Below are 21,370 nucleotides of genomic sequence, written 5' to 3'. Positions count from 1 at the left end.
ATCACGAGGGCCTCCTGCACTCGGCGGTAGATGTCGCAATCCACACCGAGCCAGAAGGCCCTCGCCTCTTTCAAGGACCACTCAAGGCATGTCGCCTGTCACCAACGTCCCGGGACAGCACACCTAGGGCACAGCCGAGCAGATCCCGTAAGGGTCGCACGCGCCCCCTGCTGGGGCCACAACGCGAGGGCAGGGGCCCCGTATTCCCCATCCCCGCAAGCGAATTGGCGGTGGCGCTGCGTCGTCCAGCTGCCGGGCTGCCAGCCGTGGGTGCACCGGCCGTGGGGGCGGGGCCCGGGGGAGCAACCTGCCCCCTCCGGAACGACTTGCGCTTTCCGTTGCGTCAACTTCTACGTTCGTTCTCGAGGCCGGAAAGACCGGCCCGGCGATGAAAGGGCACGGTCATGGCCTGGTCGATCGCGGACGTGGCCCGGATGTCCGGGGTGACGTCCCGGACCCTGCGGCACTACGACGACATCGGCCTGCTCGTCCCCGCATACCTCGGGAGCAACGGCCACCGCCACTACGGAGAGGCCGAGCTGCTGCGCCTGCAGCAGATCCTGCTGATGCGTGAACTGGGTCTGGGACTCCGCGACATCGCGAACGTTCTGGAGCACCAGGTCGACCAGGCGGCCGCGCTGCGCGCGCACATGCGCAGGCTGGCGGCCGAGCGGGACCGGCTCGATGCGCTGGTCCGCACGATCGGCCGCACCATCGCCGAACTGGAGGATGACAAGGACACCGACACCATGGAAAAGATCAGTAGCCCGGAGAACCTGTTCGTCGGCTTCGACACCACTCGCCACGAGGAGGCCGCCGACGAGCGGTGGCCCCAGCAGGCGGAGCAGTCGGGGCAGTTCGCGGCGACGCTCAGCGAGGCGGACATGGAGGCGATGCAGCGTGACGCGACCGCCGCGATGGTGCGCGTGGCGGAGTTCCTGCGGGCCGGTACGCCGGTGACCGACCCGGCGGTACAGGCCGAGGTGGAGGCGCACTACCAGGGCATCTGCCGGATGTGGACCCCGAGCGCGGCCGCGTTCAAGGCCCTCGGGCAGACCTACGTCGACGACGCGACGTGGCGCGCGGCCTACGACCGGGTCGCCGCCGGTCTGGCCGAGTACCAGCGGGACGCGATGGCGGCCTACGCCGACGCCAGGCTGAGCTGACCGGCCGTCACCGACCGACACCGACTACCGGGGGCTGCAGACCCCGGCAGCCGGGCACCCGTTCCCGGAGCGCCGCACCGTGATTCCCCCTGGCGGGCCCGGGTGCACGGCGGACGGGCGCGCAGATGGCGACCGCGCAGACGACGACCGCGCCGACCGTGTGAGGGCACGGCCGGCGCGGTGGCGGGGGGTGGCGTCGAGGGGTCAGGCGGCGTTGACCGGGTTGACGTAGGTGCCCGGGTGCGTGGCGCCGGACTGGTCCAGGATGGCGCCGCCGTAGGGCCACTTCAGCTGGAAGTGCTGCTTCTCGTTCGGCGGCGTGACCAGCACCATGCCCGGCTCGATCTTCCTGTCCTCGGAGCTGACCGACGGCAGGAGCGTGATGGTGAACGACGCGGACCCGCCCGGCTTCAGCGTCACCGGCGCCGGCTTCTTCGAGGAGCGCGGCAGGTCGATCGAGTGGCCGTCGTTGGCCTTGAGCTGCACGCCGGGGAAGCCGCTGATCGTGCAGGCGCTGTGTCCGGTGTTCTTCAGCCACACGGTGACGTTCTGCTGCGCGTCGCTGTGCATGTCCGGGATGCCGCCGCCCGACGAGCCCCAGCCGGCCTGCAGGCTGCCGGTGGAGCAGCGGGCGGAGGAGCCGTCCTTCGAGGAGGTCTGCGAGGCCGAGCCGCCGCTGCCACCCGTGCCGGAGCCGTTCTTGCCGGACTGGGAGCCGCCGCCCGACGTCGTACCGGAACCCTGACCGCCGGACGTACCCGAGCCCGAGCCCGTGCCCGAGTCCGACCCGGACGAACCGCTCGCCCCGGCGGACGACGCGGGGCTCGGGGAGCCCGCGGGGTCCGCCTTCGGCGAGTTGCCCTGGCAGGCGGTCAGCGCCAGCGCGGCCGCGGCGATCACGGTGGCGGCGGCTGCCTTGCGTCCGCGGCGGAGCGTGGTGTGGTGCGACATCGGGAGTCCCCCTGGCTGCGTCAGTACGGTCGCGGCCCGACCTCCGGCCCGCTGACACCAGACTCCCGTCGCCCGCTGTTGATCAACTAACAGCTCGCTAACGTCCGGACGGCAGGAGGGGGAGAGGGGGAGGGGAGAGCGGAGAGCAGGAAGGGCGGCCCTTCGGACCGGGGACCGTCCCTTCCCCCCCGCTATCCCGCCATCTCGTCGCCTACCTCGCCTACCTCGCTTACGTCGCGTCCGCCGCGGCCTCCAGCGCGGCGATGTCGATCTTCTTCATGCCGAGCATGGCCTTCATGGCGCGGGTCGCCCGTTCCTGGTCCGGGTCGTTCAGCAGCTCCGCCATACCGCCCGGCGCGACCTGCCAGGACAGGCCGTACTTGTCCTTCAGCCAGCCGCAGGGGCCCTCCTCGCCGCCCTCGGAGAGTTTGGCCCAGTAGTAGTCGATCTCCTTCTGGTCGGCGCAGTTGACCATGAGCGAGATCGCTTCGGTGAAGGTGAACTCCGGGCCGCCGTTGATCGCGATGTACGGCTGACCGTCGAGCTCGAACTCGACGGTCAGGACGGTGCCGGCCTCGCGCGGGCCCGCCTCGTTGTAGTGCGTGACGCTGGTGATCTTCGAGTTCGGGAACACCGAGCAGTAGAACTCGGCGGCCTCCTTGCCCTGGGTGTCGAACCAGAGGTTGGGGGTGATGCGGGGCATGGCGATCTCCTGCGGGGTCTGCGGCCCACGGTTCGTGGTCCGCGGTCGGACGTTGTGGCGTGCGTTACCTGTATCGACCGTTGCACCGGCCGGTACGCCTCGCCATCCGGGCGGAAATCCCTACGAGCCGCCCACGAGCGGAAATCTCTACGGGTCACGCGCCCCACGCGAAGCTGAAGTCCCTGGTGTCGAGGTGCATGCCCAGCGGCACCCGCCAGGCGTCCACGCACACCCGCCAGCTGCCGGTCTCCTTCGTGCCGGGGGCCAGAGGCAGCGGCACCTCGTGCGTGGACGTGAGGGTGGCCCAGTCGACGCCGAGGGGTCCGATGACGTGGCTGCCGAACGTGACCTTTCCGGTGGTGACGGGGTGGTCGCCGGTGTTGACGAAGTCGAGGCTGACCTTCTGGCACCAGCGGACGTCGGTGCCGGCGAGGACGGGATGGCCGACCAGGAGACCGCCGGGGGCGCCCGGACCGGCGGGGATGCCGGGCTCAGGCGACGCGGGGGAGTCGTGGTGCGGGGGACGGGTGGGGTCGGTGGGCCGCGGGGTGGGCGTTGGCGTCCCGTGCGAGCCGGGGGAGGGGATCTCCTGGCCTCCAGGGGGACCCTCACCGCTACCGCCGCCGGGACGGTGGGCACCGGGCGCCGTGGTGGACGAGCCGCTCCCTGCGCTCGTAGGGCCGGAAGGGCTCCCGCCGCTGCCGTTCCCCCGGGCGCTGTTACTGCTGCCGCCGCTGCCTCCGCCGGCCCTGCCGCCGTCGGGCCCGTCCCCGTTCCCGTCGTACGGCGTCAGCTCGATGCCGTCGCGCGGCGGTACGGGGTGCTGTGGCGCCGCTCCGTCGCCCGGGCCGGCCGCGCCCACCGCGACGTGGCCTCGGTCGGCCGCGTCCCCGCAGCCGGTGAGCAGGACACCCAGACACAGCACGGCCGCCGAGGCGGAGGCGAGGGTCGTTGTCGTCCGTCGTCGCATCGGCACAGTGTTGCTGACGGAGCATCAGGTGTATAGGGATGGGGTAGGACGGTTCTGCGGGTTCGGGCGATGCTCGCCGTGATGCGCCGTAACGTACCGTAACGCGCCGAAGTCACCCGTAACGCGCCGTAGCGCGTCGAAGTCGCCTGTAACGCACCGAAGTTGCCGTATCGCGCTGAAGTCGCTGCGTCGCGCCGAAGGCGCCGTATCGACCCAAGTGCGGGGCCGACGCGCCGCATTGGGGGGCAACTGGCCCAGGCACGCCTAAAGCGGGCCCCGTAGCCGGTGCGGCACAGGTCCCGTCAGGGGTTCTCGTCTCCGGATTCTTCAACTGTCCGCCGAGCGGCGCGGAGCGTCAAAGGCCCCTCGGCGGACCGTTCCTCAGTCGGAGATCAGGCCCTCGCGCAGCTGCGCCAGGGTGCGGGTGAGCAGGCGGGAGACGTGCATCTGGGAGATGCCGACCTCTTCGCCGATCTGCGACTGGGTCATGTTGGCGAAGAAGCGCAACATGATGATCTGGCGTTCCCGGGCGGGGAGTTTGGCCAGCAGGGGCTTGAGGGACTCGCGGTACTCGACGCCCTCCAGGGCGCTGTCCTCGTAGCCGAGGCGGTCCGCGAGGGAGCCCTCGCCGCCGTCGTCCTCGGGGGAGGGGGAGTCCAGCGAGGAGGCGGTGTAGGCGTTGCCGACCGCCAGGCCGTCGACCACGTCCTCCTCGGACACGCCCAGGCACAGGGCGAGTTCGGGGACGGTCGGGGAACGGTCGAGCTTCTGGGAGAGCTCGTCGCTGGCCTTGGTGAGGGCGAGGCGGAGCTCCTGGAGCCGGCGGGGGACCCGCACCGACCACGACGTGTCGCGGAAGAAGCGCTTGATCTCGCCGACGACGGTCGGCATCGCGAAGGTCGGGAATTCCACCCCGCGTTCGCAATCGAAACGGTCGATCGCCTTGATCAGACCGATCGTGCCGACCTGGACGATGTCCTCCATCGGCTCGTTGCGGCTGCGGAAGCGGGCCGCGGCGTAGCGCACCAGCGGCAGGTTGAGTTCGATGAGCGTGTCACGCACGTACGTGCGCTCCGCGCAGTCCTTGTCGAGCGAGGCCAGCCGCAGGAACAGGGAGCGGGAGAGCGTGCGGGTGTTGATGGCGTCGTCGTCGTGCACGTGCGGTGCGGGCGCGGGAATCGCAGGAAGCACCTTTGAGCTGCCCAGTTCTACGGACATGCCACCCCCTTGAGGTCGCGGACGGATCGCTGCGGCGTCCCGGCCCGAGGCGGACCGGGAAGTGATGCCTCCACCTGAATACCGGAGGCAGCGCTACGGCAAACGCGGTTCCTGCAGAATGTCACATGTCGGCAACACGCTGTAGCGCCTTGTCGACATATCTGTGCAGGATCGGGTCGCCCGTCCCGGTTATGCGTCGATCCTGTTTGCGGATCGCAGGCGGGCGAAGCTCCGCGACAGTAGCCGGGAGACATGCATCTGCGACACCCCCAGTTCGGCGGAGATCTGGGACTGCGTCAGATTGCTGTAGTAACGCAGCAGAAGGATCCGCTGTTCGCGTTCGGGGAGCTGGACGAGGAGGTGCCGTACGAGGTCGCGGTGCTCGACGCCGGCGAGCTCGGGGTCCTCGTATCCGAGGCGGTCCAGCAGGCCGGGGAGGCCGTCGCCCTCCTGCGCGGCCTCCAGTGAGGTGGCGTGGTACGAGCGGCCGGCCTCCAGGCAGGCCAGCACCTCGTCCTCGCCGATCTTGAGCCGTTCGGCGATCTCGGCGGTGGTGGGGGAGCGGCCGTGCAGCACCGTCAGGTCCTCGGTGGCGCCGTTGACCTGCACCCACAGCTCGTGGAGGCGGCGCGGTACATGGACCGTACGGACATTGTCTCGAAAGTAGCGTTTGATCTCGCCGACGACGGTTGGCATGGCGAAGGTGGGGAACTGGACGCCGCGGTCCGGGTCGAACCGGTCGATCGCGTTGATCAGGCCGATCGTGCCGACCTGGATGACGTCCTCCATGGGCTCGTTGCGGCTGCGGAAGCGGGCCGCGGCGTAGCGCACGAGCGGCAGGTTGGCCTCGATCAGGGCGGCACGGACGCGGGTGTGCTCGGGGGTGCCGGGTTCGAGGTCGGACAGCTCGGCGAACAGCACCTGTGTGAGCGCCCGGGTGTCCGCGCTCCGGCTCTCGCGGGACGGAGCCTTGGGCGCAGTACGGGCCGTCACGGTCACGCCACCCTTCCAGTGCTCGGCGGTGCAGGGACTCGCAGTGCATGTATCCGGCAAAAGCGGTCATAGCATCACAAGACATGTGCACTGTGTGCAAGCACCCCATAACGCCGTGTTGAAGAGAGAGTTGGGTGGTGAGAGGGGTGGTGGGAGGGGGTGCTGCGGGGGTGTGGAGGGAGTGGGGCGGGGCGCGCGGAAGCCCCCCGCCCGCGGGGGGCGAGGGGCTCCGGTGAACGGCTGTGGAAGGTATGCGGATCGCGCGCCGGGCGCTCCGGGGGGCCGGGTGCGGGGTGCCGAGGCTCAGAATTCGTAGTCCGCGATCACCCAGGTGGCGAATTCGCGCCACTGGGCAGCGGCCGCCTGGTGGGCCGGGTGCTCGATGTACCGCTTCAGGGCGTCCTTGTCGGCCACCGCCGAGTTGATCGCGAAGTCGTAGGCGATCGGGCGGTCGGTGATGTTCCAGGCGCACTCCCAGAACGTCAGCTCCGGGATCTCGTTCTCGAGTGCCGCGAAGGCCCGGGCGCCGGCCTGGACGCGTTCCTCGTCCCGGGAGACGCCGTCGTTGAGCTTGAACAGGACCAGGTGGCGGATCACAGGGGCCTCCGTGCGGCGGGTGATCAACGGGGCCGGCCCGGGAGCGGGCGGCCCTACTTGATCAGCTGGGTCATGAACTCGCCGACGCCCTGAGCAGCGGACGAGATGCCCTCGAAGCCTACTTGGACCAGCTGGGCGGCGCGCTGGGGGGAGGTGATGATCGTGTACAGCACGAAGACGATGAGTAGGTACAACACGATCTTCTTGGCCTGCGCCATCGTCCCGTCTCCCCTGTGGCAGTCCCCTGCGGTGTCCCTGCAGCTCCCGCGGTGGTGCGGGCGGCCGGATGCAGTCGGGCGAGTGTAACCACACGTGTTCGATCCGGGGAGCCGGGAGTACGCACGGTTCCCGTCCGGCGGGGGCGGCCCGCACCCCGGCCCGGGCTCCGACCCGGGCTCCGACCCGGGCTCCGACCCGGTCCCTGACCCCGTCCCTGATCCGGACTTTATGGACCAAAGGCCCGGCGAAGCAGGTCCTTTGCCGGACCGTCGGAGTGGGCCCGGCAGGCACCATGAAAGCGGTGGCCCGAGGGATCTGGCAGGAATCCGCGGGCCCCGGACCTGGGCCTCGCTGCGGGGTCCACGCCGTGACTTCCCCCCGGAAAGCGGCGTGGGCTTGGGGGTTCGGTCCGCACCGGGGGGAGCGGCTTCCCTGAGGCCGCTCCCCCCGGACCGGCCCGCCGTGGTCCCGGCGCCGCACGCAACCGTCACCCGCCGTCCCCGCGTCTCTCACCTCGTACGGCGCGGCGTCCATGCATCATGTACGCGACAGAATGACGCGCGGCGGCGCGCCGCGGCGCGGTGCGGACGGCCGCGTGGGACGACGAAAGGACCACGGGCTCCGACGATGAAGATCGACTGGGACCGGCGTACCTGCGCGCGCCGCGGGCACATCACCTACCTCCCCACCGAGGAGCACCTCCGGCAGAACCTGCGGGCCGACACCGCGCTCGGCGAGGCCTGGCGCTGCCTGCGCTGCGGCGACTTCGCGCTCGGCGAGCCGCACGGCACGGGGCCGGCCGCCGACGCCCCGCTCGTCCCGCGCGGCAAGGTCCTCCGCGACCTGTTCATCCTGCGCTTCCTGGCCGTCGAACGGGCGGTGCGCGGCGTCTTCATCGTGCTGGCCGCGGTCGGCGTCTGGCAGTTCAGCAACCGCAAGGACGCGGTCCGGCGGTTCTTCGACGAGTACATCGCCGTGCTCCGCCCGGTGGCCCGCCACTTCCACTACGACCTGGACCACTCACCGGTCGTCGGCACCATCCAGAAGACCTTCGGCTACCGCCACTCCACCCTGGTGCTGGTGGCCGTGGCCCTGCTGGTCTACGCCGTCATCGAGATCGTCGAGGGCGTGGGCCTCTGGTACGCCAAGCGGTGGGCGGAGTACCTGACCGTCGTCGCGACCGCCGCCTTCCTGCCGCTGGAGATCTACGAGCTCACCGAGAAGGTCAGCTGGCTCAAGATCGCCACGCTCGTCATCAACATCCTCGCGGTGCTCTACATCGCGCTCGCCAAGCGGCTGTTCGGGCTACGCGGCGGCCGGGCGGCCTTCGACGCGGAGCGGCACAGCGCCTCCCTCCTGGAGGTCGAGACCTCGGCCGGTCTGTCCACCACGACCCACAACGCCTGAACGCCTCAACGCCCGACCCCGGGGGGACCCCACCATGCCCACATCCGCACCCACACCCACACCCACGCCGGTGAACTCCGCACGATCCGGCTCCGGTTCGCCGCGCCCGTCCGCCGCCCGCCGGCGCACGGCGGTGGTGCTGGCACTGCTGGCCGGCCTGCTGGCCGCCGCCGTCGCCCCGGCCACCGCGGCCGGCCGCACCGCCCCGGAGACGGCCCGCACCGCAGCCGTACGCACCGAGACCGTCCGCACCGAGGCCGCGGGCGCGCTCGCCGCCGCCCCCGCGCAGTCCGCCGCCTACGGCCACCACGGGGCGTTCCACTCGTTCCACTCGTCGCACGGCTCGCACCACTCGACGTCGCACCTGACGACCGTCTCCAAGGACAAGAAGTCCTCCTGGAAGTCGAAGGGCAAGACGAAGAAGAAGCGCGGCTTCTTCAAGAAGCTGGGCATCTTCCTGATCGTCCTGTTCGTCGTCTTCCTGGTCCTCATCGTTCTGGTGATCTGGCTGATCGTGCACTTCGTGCGCCGTGCGCTGCGGGGCCGGCGCAACGACTAGCCGCCACCCCGGACATGACGAAGGCCCCGATCCGGAAGGGATCGGGGCCTTTGCCCTTGAGCGGTAGCGGTGGGATTTGAACCCACGGAGGAGTTGCCCCCTCACGCGCTTTCGAGGCGCGCTCCTTCGGCCGCTCGGACACGCTACCGAGAGAGAGCTTAGCCCACGGGGGGCCGTGCACCGAAATCGGATTCCCGGGGGCGGGACGAACGGGGCGGGGGCGGGGCGGGGGCGCGGCCCCGCCGTTGGTCAGCGGTCGCGGAAGAACGTGGTGAGCAGGGCCGCGCACTCCGCTTCGAGGACGCCGGTGATGACCTCGGGGCGGTGGTTGAGACGTCGGTCACGCACGACGTCCCAGAGCGAGCCGGCCGCGCCGGCCTTGGCGTCGCGGGCGCCGTAGACGACCCGGTCGACCCGGGAGAGCACCAGCGCGCCGGCGCACATCGTGCAGGGTTCGAGGGTGACGACCAGCGTGCAGCCGGTCAGCCGCCACTCCCCGACGGTACGCGCCGCCGCGCGCAGTGCGAGGACCTCGGCGTGGGCGGTCGGGTCGCCGGTGGCCTCGCGTTCGTTGTGGCCGGTGCCGAGGACCGTGCCGTCCGCGGACAGCACGACGGCACCCACCGGGACGTCGCCGGTTCCGGGGGCGCGGGCGGCCTCGCCCAGCGCCTGCCGCATCGGCGCGATCCAGGGATCACGCAGCGGATCGGGCAGCGGAGCGGGCGCCGGGGGAGGCGGGACGTCGGGCAGCGGGCCGGACCGGGGGGCGCTCATGCCACCCAGTGTCCGTGACCGGGGCGGGTGCGGGTGACCGGGCGGGGGCCGGCGCGGGGCCGGGGCCGGAGCGCAGCGCTCGCCGCCCACCGGACCCCGGCCCCGGACGCCGCGCCACCGCGGGTGACCGGAGTCGCCGTGCCCCCGGCTACCGGACCGCCTCCAGTACGTCCGTGCAGCCCAGGGCGTCGGCGATCTCCGAGAGGGCGTCGCCGTCGAGGGCCAGCAGCTCCTTCTCGCCGACGCCGAGGTCGTCCAGGAGTCCGGCGTCGCCGAGCGGTCCGGCCGGGGTCGGGCTGCCGTTGTCGGTGTTCGCCTCGGCCTCGTCGTCCCGTTCGGGTTCGCCGTCCTCCGTCCCGTCCAGGTCGAGGCTGTCGAGGTCGTCCTCGATGGTTTCGTCCCGGCCGAGCAGTTCGTCGGTCAGCAGGGACCCGTACGAGCTGCGGGCCGCGGCGGCGGCGTTCGAGACGAAGATGCGGGGGTCGTCGTCGCCGTCCACCCGGACGACTCCGAACCAGGCGTCCTCCTGCTCCAGCAGGGCCACCACCGTGTCGTCGTCGACCGCTGCCTCTCGGGCCAGATCGGCCAGATCGGTCAGCGTCTCCACATTGTCGAGCTCCGTATCGCTCGCTTCCCACCCGTCTTCGGTGCGCGCGAGCAGTGCGGCGAAGTACACCGTGACTCTCCCACTGGTCATAGGCGTGCCGGGCCGGGGCGGGGCGGCGTGCACGCCGGTGGTCCCGCCCCTTCGGAATCGTGGCAGAAACAACGCGTTCGCGCGGGGTCTTCGACGCTGCGTCGTGCGGAGGTTGTGCGAGATGTCGCTCACGTGCCGCAGCATTACCGGGCACCGGGGCCTGTTCCGCTCTCAGCGGAATGCCCTCGATTACCAGCGGAAAGAGCGCATCCGCATGGCCTGGCGCATCCGCTCGGCCCGCACCCGGCGCGGCTGGACGCGGTTGCGGAGCTCCTTCGCCTCGTGCAGTTCGCGCAGGAACTGTGCCCGGCGCCGTCGGCGCGCCGCCTCGCTCTCGGGGTCACGGGCGGTGCCCGCGTCGTCGATGTCGTCGATGTCGTCGGCGTCGTCGGTGTTGTCGGTCCACTGGGGGTCGGGCACGCTGCACACCACCTCGGCGAGGACTGCGCCCGAGGACGCGACGCATGGTCGGGCGTACGTGCCCACTTTCCCGCTATCCGGTGCAGTGATGCCAGCCGGGCCGCGCCATCGTGTCCGGCGGCCGGGCGGTGCACGGCGGGCGCCGGGGCCCTCCGCCTCGGTTACTGTCGATGTCATGCGGATCCACGTCGTCGACCACCCGCTGGTGGCGCACAAACTCACCACTCTGCGCGACAAGCGCACCGACTCCCCCACCTTCCGGCGGCTCGCCGACGAGCTGGTCACCCTGCTCGCCTACGAGGCCACCCGGGACGTGCGCACCGAGCAGGTCGACATCGAGACGCCGGTGACGGCGACCACCGGCGTGCGGCTCTCGCACCCGCGGCCCATGGTCGTGCCGATCCTGCGGGCCGGTCTGGGCATGCTGGACGGCATGGTGCGGCTGCTGCCCACCGCCGAGGTCGGCTTCATGGGCATGGTCCGCAACGAGGAGACCTACGAGGCGCACACCTACGCCACGCGGATGCCCGACGACCTCTCGGGCCGGCAGGTGTACGTCGTCGACCCGATGCTGGCCACCGGCGGCACGCTGGTCGCGGCGATCCAGGAGCTGATCAAGCGCGGTGCGGACGACGTCACCGCGATCTGCCTGCTGGCCGCGCCGGAGGGCGTCGCGGTCATGGAGAAGGCGCTGGCCGGTACGCCGGTGACGGTGGTCACCGCGGCGGTCGACGAGCGGCTGAACGAGGACCGCTACATCGTGCCGGGCCTCGGCGACGCGGGCGACCGGATGTACGGCACCGCCGGCTGACCCCACCCTTCTTTCCGAGCAGCGATCGGGCCCCGCACCATCCGGTGGTGCGGGGCCCGATCGCATGGCCGCCGGGTGTTGCGGCTTCCGTACGGTCAGCAGGTGGCGTCGCGGGCCGGTTCCTGAGCCGGACGGTTCAGTACGGCCAGGGACTTGGCGGCGGCCTGCGGGGTGGCGAGCTCCTTGAAGGCATCGCCGATGATCAGGTCGAGATCGGCGCCCTTGCGGCCGTCGGTCTTCTGCTCGGCGCCGGTGAGCTGGGTGGCGAGCACCTTCAGCGGGCCGTCGGCCGCCGCCGTGGGGCCGAGGAGTATTCCGGCACCCTTGACCTTCTTGTCGTAGGCGGCCGGGGCGTTGCCCACCTTGCCGATCTTGAAGCCGCGCTTCTTGAGCTCGTCGGCGGTGCGCTTGGCGAGCCCGGACCGCTGGGTGGCGTTGAAGACGTTGACGGTGAGGGTGCCGGGCGCGGGCGGTTTCTGTGCGGCCGGCGTGGCCCGTACCGCGGTCTTCCCGCCGCCGTCCGGGCAGTGCTTCTTGTCCTGGGCGGCCTGCGCGGTACCGGACCGGCCACCGAAGACGTCGATGAGCTGCAGGGTGCCCCAGCCCACCAGGCCGAGCGCGCAGGCCGTGGCGAGGAGGGTGAGGACGATCCGGCGACGGTGGCGGGGGCGGCGCATCCGCGGATACCTGTCGCCCGTGATGCGGTACTTCTTACCGCCCATGCCCGGGGGCGTCAGCATGCTCATGGGCGCAGCGTAGTGCGGGTGACAGGCCGTGCCTACTAGATGATCAACGCGTGGCGCGAGACCCAACCCAAAAGGGTCAATTCGGGCAGGGTGGGTTGGGTGGGGACGTGCCGGGTCGGGCGGTAAGGGCCGGTTTTTGCCCGGTGTGCAGGGGAGTCCGCGGCGGCCGGCGTGCGGGAGCGGCCGGGCCTCGGCGCAGGGGTGGGTCCGGCAGGGGGTACGTGCCGTTCGGGCGCGGGCTGCTGGCGGGGTGTCAGTCCAGTTCGAGGACCCGGGCGTGCAGCACCTGGCGCTGCTGGAGCGCGGCGCGCACCGCGCGGTGCAGACCGTCCTCCAGATACAGGTCGCCCTCCCACTTCACGACGTGCGCGAAGAGGTCGCCGTAGAACGTCGAGTCCTCGGCGAGCAGCGTCTCCAGGTCGAGCTGCTGCTTGGTGGTCACCAACTGGTCGAGGCGTACCGGGCGCGGGGCGACATCCGCCCACTGGCGGGTGCTCTCCCGGCCGTGGTCGGGGTACGGCCGCCCATTTCCGATGCGCTTGAAGATCACACGGAAAGCCTACCGGGCGAGCGGCACCGGGCGCAGCCATCCCGCAGCGGTGGAAAGGTGATCTTTGCCCGAAAACCGGGACCGAAACCGCCGATGACCTGGTCCGGGCCCGGGGCCTGCCGGGCAGGCACCCGCCAGGAAGTCGCTGCGCGGGCCCCCGGATCCGCCTCACCAGCGCAGGGCGGCCGCCCGGCTGGGTTGCCAGTACGTGACGCGGGCGGTGTGCGGATCGACCCGGGCCGGGGTGCGGTCGTCCAGGCCGACCTGGGTGGGGACGGTGTGCGCGGCCAGCGCGACCCCGAACTGGGAGACCTTCCGGCCGCTGCCGCCCGTACCGGTGGTGATCAGGGCGTAGGCCGTCCCGTTGGGTGCGAGGGTGGCGACGGAGCCCGGCCGGCTGCGCCCGATCACCGGCACGGCGGGTCGGCGGCCCTCGCCGAAGCTCAGCAGCACATGGTGCGGAGCGGCGAAGTCGCAGGGCCGGTTTGCGTAGTTGGTGACCGTCAGCAGCATCCGGCGGGCCCGGTGCGGCAGCGCGCCGGCGTGGAATCGGAGCATCTCGGGCGTGCAGATGACCCGGCCGCCCGGACCCCGGGGCGGACCGCCGTCCGTCACGGTCGGCGAGGCGGGGGCCGGGGAGACGGCGGTGGCCGGGTCGTCGGACCGGTTGGCGCCGGTGCCGTGGCAGGCGGCGGCCGGCGCGAGGACGGCGGTGACGGTCAGCGCCGCGGCGAGTGCCCGGCGGGCGGAGGTGAAGAGCGGCGGCATGAGGGCTCCCGGACGGTGGCGTGTACCTGACCTTCCGCGCCGCCGCTGCTGATCGGCTAACGCGCGGCTAACGCCCACGGGCGCGGAACCCCCTGCGTACGGAACGCCGCCGCACCGGTCACCCCGGACGGCAAGGTCGACTGGCCCGGCTTCGACGCGCCGCACGCCCAGCGGGCCGTCCTCCGCTCCGTCGAATACGGCTACGCCGTGATCCGGCGGTCCGTGCGCGGCGTCGCCACCGCCGTCGACCACCAGGGCCGGATCCGGTCCACGGCCGACCACTTCACCACCAGGGCCGGATTCGGTCCACGGCCGACCACTTCACCGCGGACCGGCAGGCCCTCGTCGCCCAACTGCCCGTACAGCCGCGCACCGAGACGGTCTACGGCGCGGCCGGCGAGGTGTTCGCCCTGCTCTGCGCGGTCGGCACGGTGCTCGTGCCGGGGGTGGGAGTCGCCGACGGGCGCGCCGTACCGCTGCTCCGCGGCGGCTTTGGCGGCTCGGTGCGCGGCGCCCGGGACGGCTCGCCGTCCGGCCCCGGCGAGGCGGTGGCTCCGGACGTACCGCCCGGGGACGTACTGCCTGCGGATGCGCCGCCTGCTGACGCACCGTCCGGGTCGGCACTGCCCGGGAACGTGCGGCCGGGCGAGGGGCGCGCGGACGGCCCGGGGAGCGACGGCGACGGCGACGGGCGTACCGGGCGCGGCGGCGTCGCGGGCGCCGGCCGGTCGGACGGGCCCCGGGACGCGTCGGGAGCGGCCGCGAGATAACCGAAGGCGACGGCCGCGGCCGCCACGGCCGCGGCCAACGGCAGGCCGAAGCGGCGCAGCCCGGGGTGGCGCAGCCAGGACGGGCGCAGCCAGGAGTGGCGGGCTCGGGACCGCTGCGGGTCGGCCGGCCGCCGGGCGGGGTGCGACCGCGGCCCGGGCGGCGCGGCCGGCCGCAGGTCCCGGACGTCGATGCTCTCCGCGCGCGCCGCGAAGGCCCGCCGCAACCGGTCTTCCACCGGCCGCACGGACCGCCTGCCAGGACCGTTCATGACCGCCCCTCCAAGATCTTCTCCAGGGAGTCCAGCGCCCGGCTGGCGATCGACTTCACCGCACCGCGGCTGATCCCCAGCGTGGCCGCGATCTGAGCCTCCGTCAGATCGCCCCAGTAGCGCAGCACGAGCACCTCCCGGCGGCGCGCGGTCAGCCCGCTCAGCGCGGCGAACACCTCGCGGTGCTCCTCGTCCAGCACGATCCGCTCCTCGGCGGACGGCGCGTCCGCCTCGTGGGGCGGGGTGTAGTCACGCGCGGTACGTCGGCGCCGCAGCACCGAACGGGCGGCGTTCACGACCGCGGTACGCAGATAGGCCAGCGCGTTGTCGACGTCCGCGAGCCGCTCGCCGTGCCGCTTGTAGAGCGCGGTGAACGCGTCCTGGACGACGTCCTCGGCGGTGGCCCGGTCGTCGACCAGCAGCACCGCCAGCCGCACCATCGCGAGCCGCTGCGCGTGGTAGAGCTCGCTGATCGTGGGCGGGGGGTCGGGCGGTGGGGTGGCGGGGACGGGCCCCGGCGCGGGTGTCGACGCCGGCCGGGGCCCCGCGGGCCGGGAGACGTCGCGGGGGGAGGCGTCGTGGTGGGGCGTGTCGTGGTGGGAGGTGTCGTGGTGGCCGGCCGCCGGGCGGACGGTGTGCAGCAGCCACCGCGCGGGCAGCAGCCACCGCGAAGGCACCAGCCACCGCCACCGGGCACGCCGGCGCCCCGGCACGGCGAACCGGACCGGGGCGGGGCAGACGGCTGCGGAGTACTCCATGGACGTACGTACCGGAACGGGCGGCGCGGACGGACTCAGCCGCGCCGGCGGCGGACCGCGTAGACGGTGGTGCCACCCGCGGCGATCAGCGCGGCCGCGGCACCGCCGATCGCCGCGGTGGTCCCGGAAGAGGCACCGGTACGCGCGAGTTGCTTGCCGCCCCCGGCGGGCGCGGACGACGGAGACGACGAAGACGACGGAGACGACGAAGACGACGGAGACGACGAAGACGACGGAGACGACGAAGACGACGGAACGGGGCTCGGCGCCGCGGTCGGCTTCGTGCTCGGCGGCACGCTGGGGCTGGGCGTCGCCGTGCTCGGCCGCGGTCCCGGCCGGGTCGGCGAGGCGGACGGCTCAGGGCGGGAGGAGGGCGGGGCGGTCGGTCCGTGGTGGCCGGGAGTGGTGGGCCGGGCACTCGGCACCGCGGACGCACCGGCGGCCGGCGAACGCTCCGCGGCGTACGCCGACCCGGCAGCCACCACCGGGACGGCGAGCACCGGTACGACGGCCAGCGCGAGCGCCGCGACGAGCCCGGCGCGGGCAGGGGCCCGGTGGGCGGGGGAGGGGGCGTGCCCCGTGGTGGGGAACGAGGTCGGGTCCGTGGTGGGATCCGTAGGGGGGAACGGGGTGTGCTTCGGGGTCACGGTCGGCTGCTCCACGTTCATGCGTCGAAGGGCGGCGCCGATTGGCGCCCTCACCCCTCACGACGCCCGGCGGACGCGGGGGTTGCCGCACGCACCCGGATTTCTTCCGCGCACCGCTTCCCACCGCGTCCGCCGGTTCCGCGCATCGCCTTCCACTGCGTCCGCCGGTTCCGCGCATCGCTTTCCACCGCCGGTTCGCCGCAACGGCGCGCGCCCTCGGCCGGTTGCCTCAGATCGTCGACGCGTCGATCACGAACCGGTACCGCACGTCACTCGCCAGCACCCGCTCGTACGCCTCGTTGATCTGCTCCGCGCTGATCACCTCGATGTCCGCGCCCAGCCCGTGCTCACCACAGAAGTCGAGCATCTCCTGCGTCTCCGGAATGCCGCCGATCATCGACCCGGCGAGCGACTTCCGCCCCGGGATCAGCGCGAACGCCGCGACCGGCAGCGGGTGCTCCGGGGCCCCGACCTGGACCAGCGTGCCGTCGGTGCGCAGCAGCCCGAGGTACGCGTTCAGGTCCAGGTTCGCCGACACGGTGTTGACGATCAGGTCGAAGGTGCCCGCGAGCTGCTCGAACGTGGCCGGGTCGGAGGTCGCGTAGTAGTGGTCCGCGCCCAGCCGCAGGCCGTCGTCCTTCTTGCGCAGCGACTGGCTCAGCACGGTGACCTCCGCGCCCATCGCATGCGCGATCTTCACGCCCATGTGCCCGAGTCCGCCCAGACCGACCACGGCCACCTTCTTGCCGGGACCGGCCTTCCAGTGGGCGAGCGGGGAGTAGAGGGTGATGCCGGCGCAGAGCAGCGGGGCCGCGGCGTCCAGGGGGAGGGAGTCGGGTATGCGCAGCGCGTAGTTCTCGTCGACGACGAGGTGGGTGGAGTACCCGCCGTGGGTGGTCTCGCCGTCCCGGCCGGTCGCGTTGTACGTACCGACGTTGCCGAGCTCACCGGTGCAGTACTGCTGCAGGCCGGCCCGGCAGTTGTCGCACTCGCGGCAGGAGTCGACGAAGCAGCCGACGCCGACCCGGTCACCGGTCCGGTAGCGGGTGACCTCGGCACCGACCTCGGCCACCACACCGGCGATCTCATGGCCGGGGACGATCGGGAAGTTCCCGCCGTCGCCCCACTCGGCGCGCACGGTGTGGATGTCGGAGTGGCAGATGCCGGCGTACTTGATCTCGATCAGGATGTCGTGGGACCCCAGCTCGCGGCGCGGAATCGTGATCCGCTCCAGCGGTGCTTTCGGGGCGGGGGCGGCGTACGCAGAGACAGAGGTGTGGGTCATGCCACCGAGAATGCGTGGTTCCGCTTTCCGTAACCAGTGCACCGTTCAACATATGCACAGCAGGCCTAGTACTGGCGGAACCACCTTGGGACGGCGGGCGGGCCTACGACGCCACGGCCCCTACGGGCACGGGGATGCGCCCGGGTCGGGGCATGCGCCTGGCCGTGGTCGTGGGCAGCACGGGTACGGCCATGCGCAGGGGCACAGGCGCGGGCGTGGCCGTTTTGCGCATGGGCATGGGCACAGGCGCGGGCGTGGCCATGGGCATGGGCACAGGCACGGGCGTGGCCGTGGGCATGTCGTCAGGAGAAGACGACCGACCGCACCTTCAGACGCTCGGAGGCATTGCCGCCGTTCGGCCGAAGGTTGAAGTAGTCGCCCGTGCAGTCGGCGCCGGCGAAGACCGTCGCCGTGGAGCCGGTGTAGTTCCTCGGCGTGTGCGCGGGCGGAACGGCCGGGTCGGCGACCTCCGGCAGCGTGATGCACTCCCGGCTGGGCGGATCGTCCAGCAGCCCCAGGCGCGGGATACCGGTCCCGTCGTCGTAGATGTAGCTGAACGGGCCGGTGGCCGCCCCGGCCGGGGACGCCGGCAGCCCGACGGCGAGCGCGAGGGCCCCGACCGCGGTGGCGACCGCGGTGACGGATCGACGCAGACGCCCGGGCCGACGCACGGACCCACGCCTCGGCTCACGCACGGACCCCTCCCCAGGCTCACCCACGGACCCGCCCCCGGACAGGCCCACGGAGCCTACGGACAACACGGTCTCGGAGACGCTCTCCGACATGCTCTTGGACACGCTCTCGGACATGCTCTTGGACACGCTCTCGGGCACACGCATGGGCAGCTTCCTTCCCTACTTCTCCCGCGGGGGGCTCGGCGCCCCCGCGCGAAAAGCGAGCTGCCCATGCGCACGCCCGACGATGTGCCCGTCACACGAAGGAGTACTGCCGAATCGATCCGGCGGGCATCGCCGATCGATCCACGGGCATCGCCGGGCGCCGCCCGCCGACGGCTACACCCGCTCGACCTGCTCCACGGTGATCGCGGCCGCCGGGCAGATCGCCGCGGCCTCCCGCACCGCGTCATGCAGCTCCGCCGGCGGCGCGGCATCGAGCAGCACGACGATGCCGTCCTCCTCCCGCTGGTCGAACACCTCGGGCGCGGACAGCACACAGCTCCCGGCCCCGCAGCACTTCTCCTGGTCGATGTGGACGCGCATGACTCTCTCCTCAGTGGGGCCTCAGTGGCGCCTCAGTGGTGGCTCAGTGGTTGTTCAGCGGTGGCAAAAAACGGCGGGGCCGGCGCCTGGCACCGGCGGTGGGACCGAACGACGGGCAGGCCGTGGTCCGGCTCACCACGCAACCGGCAGCGCGTACACCCCGTAGACCCCCATGTCGTGCCGGAAGCGGATCTCCTCGAAGGCGACGTCGAGCCGCAGGTCCGGGAGCCGGCGGAGCAGCGTCTCCAGCGCGATCTGCAGCTCCACCCTGGCGAGCGGCTGCCCCAGGCACTGATGGACACCGAAGCCGAACGCCACATGGCGGCGCGCATCGCGCCCGACGTCGAGCGCGTCCCCACCGGGGAAGACCTCGTCGTCGCGGTTGGCGCTGTTGAGCGTGCACAGCACGCCCTCGCCGGCGCGGATGGTGACGCCGCCGAGCGTGACGTCCTCGGTGGCGATCCGCGGCAGACCGTTGTGCACGATCGTCAGATAGCGCAGCAGTTCCTCCACGGCACCCTTGATCAGCGACGGGTCGTTGCGCAGCCGCGCCATCTGGCCGGGGTTACGGAGCAGCGCGAGCGTCGAGAGGGCCGTCATGTTGGCGGTCGTCTCATGCCCGGCGACCAGCAACAGCCGCCCCATCGACGCGATCTCGTCGTCATCGAGCTCGCCCCGGGCGACCAGCCGGCTGACGATGGCGTCGTCCGGCCGCTCACGCTTGGACCCGGCGAGCCGGACCAGGTACGCGTGCAGTTCCTGCTGAGCGGTCCGGATGTCCTCGGGCCTGGACCGGAGGCTGAGCAGGATGCCGCTGCGCTGCTGGAAGAACTCATGGTCCTCGTACGGCACGCCGAGCAGCAGGCAGATCACCAACGAGGGCAACGGCAGCGCGAATTCGGCCACCAGGTCCGCCGCACTCCGCCCGTCGGTCATCCGGTCGAGCAACTCGTCGGCGATGCGCTGCACCTCGGGCCGCATCGCCTCCACCTTCTTGACCATGAAGTCGGCGGTGAGCATCCGGCGCAGCCGGGCATGCTCGGGGTCGTCCATGCGGAGGAAGGTGGGGTTGTTGGCGACGATTTCCCGCCCACCGGCCGTGAGGAACGGAAACCCGGGCCGGGTCGCATCAGCGCTGAACCGCGGGTCCCCGAGCACCGCCCGCACATCCTGATGCCGCGTCACCATCCAACACGACGACCCGTCCCACAGCGTCACCCGCGCCACCGGCTGCTCCCGCCGCACCCGCTCCACCCCCGCCGGCGGATCAAACGGACACCCGTCCCCCCGCCCCACCGGCACCACCAGCCCACTCTCACTGGCGAGAGGGGCGCTGCCGGGGTCACTGGTGGCGTGGGTGGTTCCGGGGCGGTGGGTGCTGCTGATGGTGCTGGTGTTTCCGATGGTGCTGGTATTTCCGATGGCGCTGGCGTTTCCGATGGTTCCGGAGTTGCCAGCGGCCCCAGCAGTCCCAGCGGTACCAAGGGCCTCAACGCTGCCGGCGCTATTCTCCACGTCGATGGGTTCTACGGTCGTCATTCGGCTGGTCCTTCCACGATCGGGACACGGCTCTGCCGTGGCCAACGGTGCGGGGTGGCGCCACTCCTCGACGGGGCGTTGCAAGCGCACGACACGACGTCCGAATTCCGGCCCGGCGCGCACACAACTACTTACCTAAGTTAAGCAACTAACCGTTCACACGTTAACTCAGCGCCGGCAAGCGACGGAAGGAAAGATCCGAGCCTCCCCAAGGTTGGCTCAAAACCGAGGCCCCACCCGCCCCACAGGCCCCACCCGCCCCACAGGTCCCGCCCCGCGCGGGCCGCCGCACCCGAACCGCCACACAGGCAGCAGAGTTGAATGGGCACCGGACCCGGCAGGCCCGGGTGAGGGAACCGGCACGGAGGGGGCACGAGCACCGCTCCGACCCGGGTGCGAGAACCGTTCCGATCGGGGTACGAGCACCGATCCGGCTTGGGGTACGAGCACCGATCCGACTGCGGTGCGAGAAGCGCTCCGGTTCGGGTGCGAGAACCGTTCGGCTGCGGTGCGAGAGCCGTTCCGGTTCGGGTGCGAGAACCCTTCCGGCTGCGGTGCGAGAACCGTTCCGGCTCGGGTACGGGAACCAGCGTGCAAACAGGTACTGAGCAGCGCTGATCCTGGTATGCGCTGGGGGGTTCCGGGATCCCAAGGGCCGCTAAAGTGCCTGCATGCCGGACCCCGGAAGAGACCAGGACCCCACCGCCGCGCTGCAAAGGGTGCTGGCCACGCTGTCCTATCTGCTCACCCGCTCACGGGCTCACGAGCGCCAGGCGGCTCAGGCGGGCGTGACGGCGGCCCGCTCCGATCTCTGGCTGTTGATGGCCCTGGAGGACAGCGGCGGCGTCTGCCGCGTCGGCGATCTCGCCGAGCTGCTGATGGTCGAGCCGCCCCATGTCACCCGGCAGATCGGCCAGTTGGAGGCGCAGGACCTGGTCGAACGTACGCAGGACTCGCTGGATCGGCGCGCCCGGAAGGTGGCAATCACCCCGCACGGCAAGGCCGTCCTCCAGCGCCTGCAGCAGACCAGTCAGGCCGGCCTGCGTGACGCTCTTGCGGACTTCGACGACGCGGACGTCGCCGCCACCGTCGCCGTCCTCAACCACCTGGTCGGCTACGCCCGGCACAAGCACGCCGAGCACGCCGAGGAGGAACGCCAGCGGCGCCGGGGCGCTTGAGGCCGTTCCCGTGTGGTTCGCCTTGCGTGGTTCGCCTTGCGTGTGCCTCCTTATTCCGGCAACGATTACGGAGAGTTATTAGTTCCGGGTTGAGTGTCGCTGATTGTGATGGAGTTGGGGGTGGGGTGATCGCCCCGCGGGGTGGGGTTGGGGGT

At 71.8% G+C, this 21,370-nt stretch carries 25 protein-coding genes and 1 tRNA gene; 5 read left to right on the top strand and 21 right to left on the bottom strand.

Annotation, left to right across the window (positions count from 1 at the left end; all coding sequences use genetic code 11):
* The first annotated feature begins 404 nt into the window (after positions 1 to 404).
* Positions 405 to 1,166 carry a MerR family transcriptional regulator gene (locus tag V2J85_RS39795; protein WP_261956564.1) on the top strand — a complete coding sequence of 254 codons (762 nt, stop codon included), beginning with the start codon at positions 405 to 407 and terminating at the stop codon, positions 1,164 to 1,166.
* A 204-nt stretch (positions 1,167 to 1,370) separates the two neighbouring features.
* Here the strand turns inward: V2J85_RS39795 and V2J85_RS39790 are convergent, their stop codons facing one another.
* The 7 genes from V2J85_RS39790 to V2J85_RS39760 form a co-directional block, all read right to left on the bottom strand.
* On the bottom strand, positions 1,371 to 2,117 hold the full coding sequence (locus V2J85_RS39790) for a DUF4232 domain-containing protein (protein WP_261956563.1): 747 nt from the start codon (positions 2,115 to 2,117) through the stop codon (positions 1,371 to 1,373).
* Positions 2,118 to 2,346: 229 nt separating this feature from the next.
* The gene (locus V2J85_RS39785; protein WP_261956562.1) at positions 2,347 to 2,820 is read right to left on the bottom strand and encodes a VOC family protein; all 474 of its coding nucleotides are present in this window, start codon (positions 2,818 to 2,820) and stop codon (positions 2,347 to 2,349) included.
* A gap of 154 nt (positions 2,821 to 2,974) precedes the next feature.
* Positions 2,975 to 3,790: a hypothetical protein gene (locus V2J85_RS39780; protein ID WP_261956561.1), complete on the bottom strand. Its 816-nt coding sequence runs from the start codon at positions 3,788 to 3,790 to the stop codon at positions 2,975 to 2,977.
* A gap of 381 nt (positions 3,791 to 4,171) precedes the next feature.
* Complete coding sequence (locus V2J85_RS39775; protein ID WP_026169669.1) at positions 4,172 to 5,008, bottom strand: RNA polymerase sigma factor SigF; 837 nt, start codon at positions 5,006 to 5,008, stop codon at positions 4,172 to 4,174.
* A 189-nt stretch (positions 5,009 to 5,197) separates the two neighbouring features.
* Complete coding sequence (locus V2J85_RS39770; protein ID WP_030415862.1) at positions 5,198 to 6,007, bottom strand: RNA polymerase sigma factor SigF; 810 nt, start codon at positions 6,005 to 6,007, stop codon at positions 5,198 to 5,200.
* Between the two features lie 297 nt (positions 6,008 to 6,304).
* Entirely contained in the window at positions 6,305 to 6,598 is a 294-nt protein-coding gene (locus tag V2J85_RS39765; RefSeq protein ID WP_261956560.1) for a Dabb family protein, read from the bottom strand.
* A gap of 53 nt (positions 6,599 to 6,651) precedes the next feature.
* Positions 6,652 to 6,792 (bottom strand): hypothetical protein, encoded by a 141-nt coding sequence (locus V2J85_RS39760; protein WP_261957588.1) that lies wholly within the window; start codon positions 6,790 to 6,792, stop codon positions 6,652 to 6,654.
* A 652-nt stretch (positions 6,793 to 7,444) separates the two neighbouring features.
* Here V2J85_RS39760 and V2J85_RS39755 point away from each other — a divergent pair.
* Together V2J85_RS39755 and V2J85_RS39750 are read left to right on the top strand one after the other, a co-directional pair.
* Positions 7,445 to 8,224: a DUF2127 domain-containing protein gene (locus V2J85_RS39755; protein ID WP_261956559.1), complete on the top strand. Its 780-nt coding sequence runs from the start codon at positions 7,445 to 7,447 to the stop codon at positions 8,222 to 8,224.
* A 70-nt stretch (positions 8,225 to 8,294) separates the two neighbouring features.
* Positions 8,295 to 8,783, top strand: coding sequence for a hypothetical protein (locus V2J85_RS39750; RefSeq protein ID WP_261956558.1), 489 nt, complete (start codon positions 8,295 to 8,297; stop codon positions 8,781 to 8,783).
* Positions 8,784 to 8,844: 61 nt separating this feature from the next.
* Here V2J85_RS39750 and V2J85_RS39745 read toward each other — a convergent pair.
* The 4 genes from V2J85_RS39745 to V2J85_RS39730 all read right to left on the bottom strand — a co-directional run bounded on the left by V2J85_RS39745 (position 8,845) and on the right by V2J85_RS39730 (position 10,629).
* A tRNA-Ser gene (locus V2J85_RS39745) sits at positions 8,845 to 8,931 on the bottom strand.
* A 101-nt stretch (positions 8,932 to 9,032) separates the two neighbouring features.
* Positions 9,033 to 9,557: a tRNA adenosine(34) deaminase TadA gene (gene tadA, locus V2J85_RS39740; protein WP_261956557.1), complete on the bottom strand. Its 525-nt coding sequence runs from the start codon at positions 9,555 to 9,557 to the stop codon at positions 9,033 to 9,035.
* A 148-nt stretch (positions 9,558 to 9,705) separates the two neighbouring features.
* A complete protein-coding gene (locus V2J85_RS39735; protein ID WP_261957517.1) occupies positions 9,706 to 10,233 on the bottom strand; it encodes a tRNA adenosine deaminase-associated protein in 528 nt (175 codons plus the stop codon).
* A 210-nt stretch (positions 10,234 to 10,443) separates the two neighbouring features.
* Positions 10,444 to 10,629 (bottom strand): hypothetical protein, encoded by a 186-nt coding sequence (locus V2J85_RS39730; RefSeq protein ID WP_330824303.1) that lies wholly within the window; start codon positions 10,627 to 10,629, stop codon positions 10,444 to 10,446.
* Between the two features lie 220 nt (positions 10,630 to 10,849).
* Between V2J85_RS39730 and upp the strand changes: the two genes are divergently transcribed.
* Positions 10,850 to 11,485 carry a uracil phosphoribosyltransferase gene (upp, locus tag V2J85_RS39725; RefSeq protein ID WP_030417064.1) on the top strand — a complete coding sequence of 212 codons (636 nt, stop codon included), beginning with the start codon at positions 10,850 to 10,852 and terminating at the stop codon, positions 11,483 to 11,485.
* Between the two features lie 95 nt (positions 11,486 to 11,580).
* Here the strand turns inward: upp and V2J85_RS39720 are convergent, their stop codons facing one another.
* From V2J85_RS39720 to V2J85_RS39675, 10 genes are all read right to left on the bottom strand, one after another.
* Positions 11,581 to 12,231: a LytR C-terminal domain-containing protein gene (locus V2J85_RS39720; RefSeq protein ID WP_261956556.1), complete on the bottom strand. Its 651-nt coding sequence runs from the start codon at positions 12,229 to 12,231 to the stop codon at positions 11,581 to 11,583.
* A 253-nt stretch (positions 12,232 to 12,484) separates the two neighbouring features.
* Complete coding sequence (locus V2J85_RS39715; RefSeq protein ID WP_006604254.1) at positions 12,485 to 12,781, bottom strand: type II toxin-antitoxin system VapB family antitoxin; 297 nt, start codon at positions 12,779 to 12,781, stop codon at positions 12,485 to 12,487.
* Positions 12,782 to 12,949: 168 nt separating this feature from the next.
* Positions 12,950 to 13,549: a DUF4232 domain-containing protein gene (locus V2J85_RS39710; protein ID WP_261956555.1), complete on the bottom strand. Its 600-nt coding sequence runs from the start codon at positions 13,547 to 13,549 to the stop codon at positions 12,950 to 12,952.
* 382 nt (positions 13,550 to 13,931) lie between these two features.
* Positions 13,932 to 14,588, bottom strand: a complete 657-nt coding sequence (locus V2J85_RS39705; protein ID WP_330824301.1) for a hypothetical protein — start codon at positions 14,586 to 14,588, stop codon at positions 13,932 to 13,934.
* Positions 14,585 to 15,346: an RNA polymerase sigma factor gene (locus V2J85_RS39700; protein ID WP_330824300.1), complete on the bottom strand. Its 762-nt coding sequence runs from the start codon at positions 15,344 to 15,346 to the stop codon at positions 14,585 to 14,587. The genes V2J85_RS39705 and V2J85_RS39700 overlap by 4 nt, the downstream gene beginning before the upstream one ends.
* 35 nt (positions 15,347 to 15,381) lie before the next feature.
* Positions 15,382 to 16,014 (bottom strand): hypothetical protein, encoded by a 633-nt coding sequence (locus V2J85_RS39695; protein ID WP_330824299.1) that lies wholly within the window; start codon positions 16,012 to 16,014, stop codon positions 15,382 to 15,384.
* 208 nt (positions 16,015 to 16,222) lie between these two features.
* Positions 16,223 to 17,278 carry an NAD(P)-dependent alcohol dehydrogenase gene (locus tag V2J85_RS39690; RefSeq protein ID WP_330824298.1) on the bottom strand — a complete coding sequence of 352 codons (1,056 nt, stop codon included), beginning with the start codon at positions 17,276 to 17,278 and terminating at the stop codon, positions 16,223 to 16,225.
* Positions 17,279 to 17,580: 302 nt separating this feature from the next.
* Complete coding sequence (locus tag V2J85_RS39685) at positions 17,581 to 17,949, bottom strand: hypothetical protein (protein WP_330824297.1); 369 nt, start codon at positions 17,947 to 17,949, stop codon at positions 17,581 to 17,583.
* 342 nt (positions 17,950 to 18,291) lie between these two features.
* Positions 18,292 to 18,498 carry a ferredoxin gene (locus tag V2J85_RS39680; protein WP_030417156.1) on the bottom strand — a complete coding sequence of 69 codons (207 nt, stop codon included), beginning with the start codon at positions 18,496 to 18,498 and terminating at the stop codon, positions 18,292 to 18,294.
* A gap of 132 nt (positions 18,499 to 18,630) precedes the next feature.
* A complete protein-coding gene (locus tag V2J85_RS39675) occupies positions 18,631 to 19,743 on the bottom strand; it encodes a cytochrome P450 (protein WP_419836882.1) in 1,113 nt (370 codons plus the stop codon).
* A gap of 965 nt (positions 19,744 to 20,708) precedes the next feature.
* Between V2J85_RS39675 and V2J85_RS39670 the strand changes: the two genes are divergently transcribed.
* Complete coding sequence (locus V2J85_RS39670) at positions 20,709 to 21,215, top strand: MarR family winged helix-turn-helix transcriptional regulator (RefSeq protein ID WP_261956548.1); 507 nt, start codon at positions 20,709 to 20,711, stop codon at positions 21,213 to 21,215.
* Positions 21,216 to 21,370: the final 155 nt, after the last annotated feature.

The organism is Streptomyces bugieae (assembly GCF_036352915.1).
Taxonomy (GTDB): Bacteria; Actinomycetota; Actinomycetes; order Streptomycetales; family Streptomycetaceae; genus Streptomyces; species Streptomyces endophytica.
The sequence above is the reverse complement of the archived record's forward strand: the minus strand, read 5'-3'. Positions and strand labels throughout refer to the sequence as shown.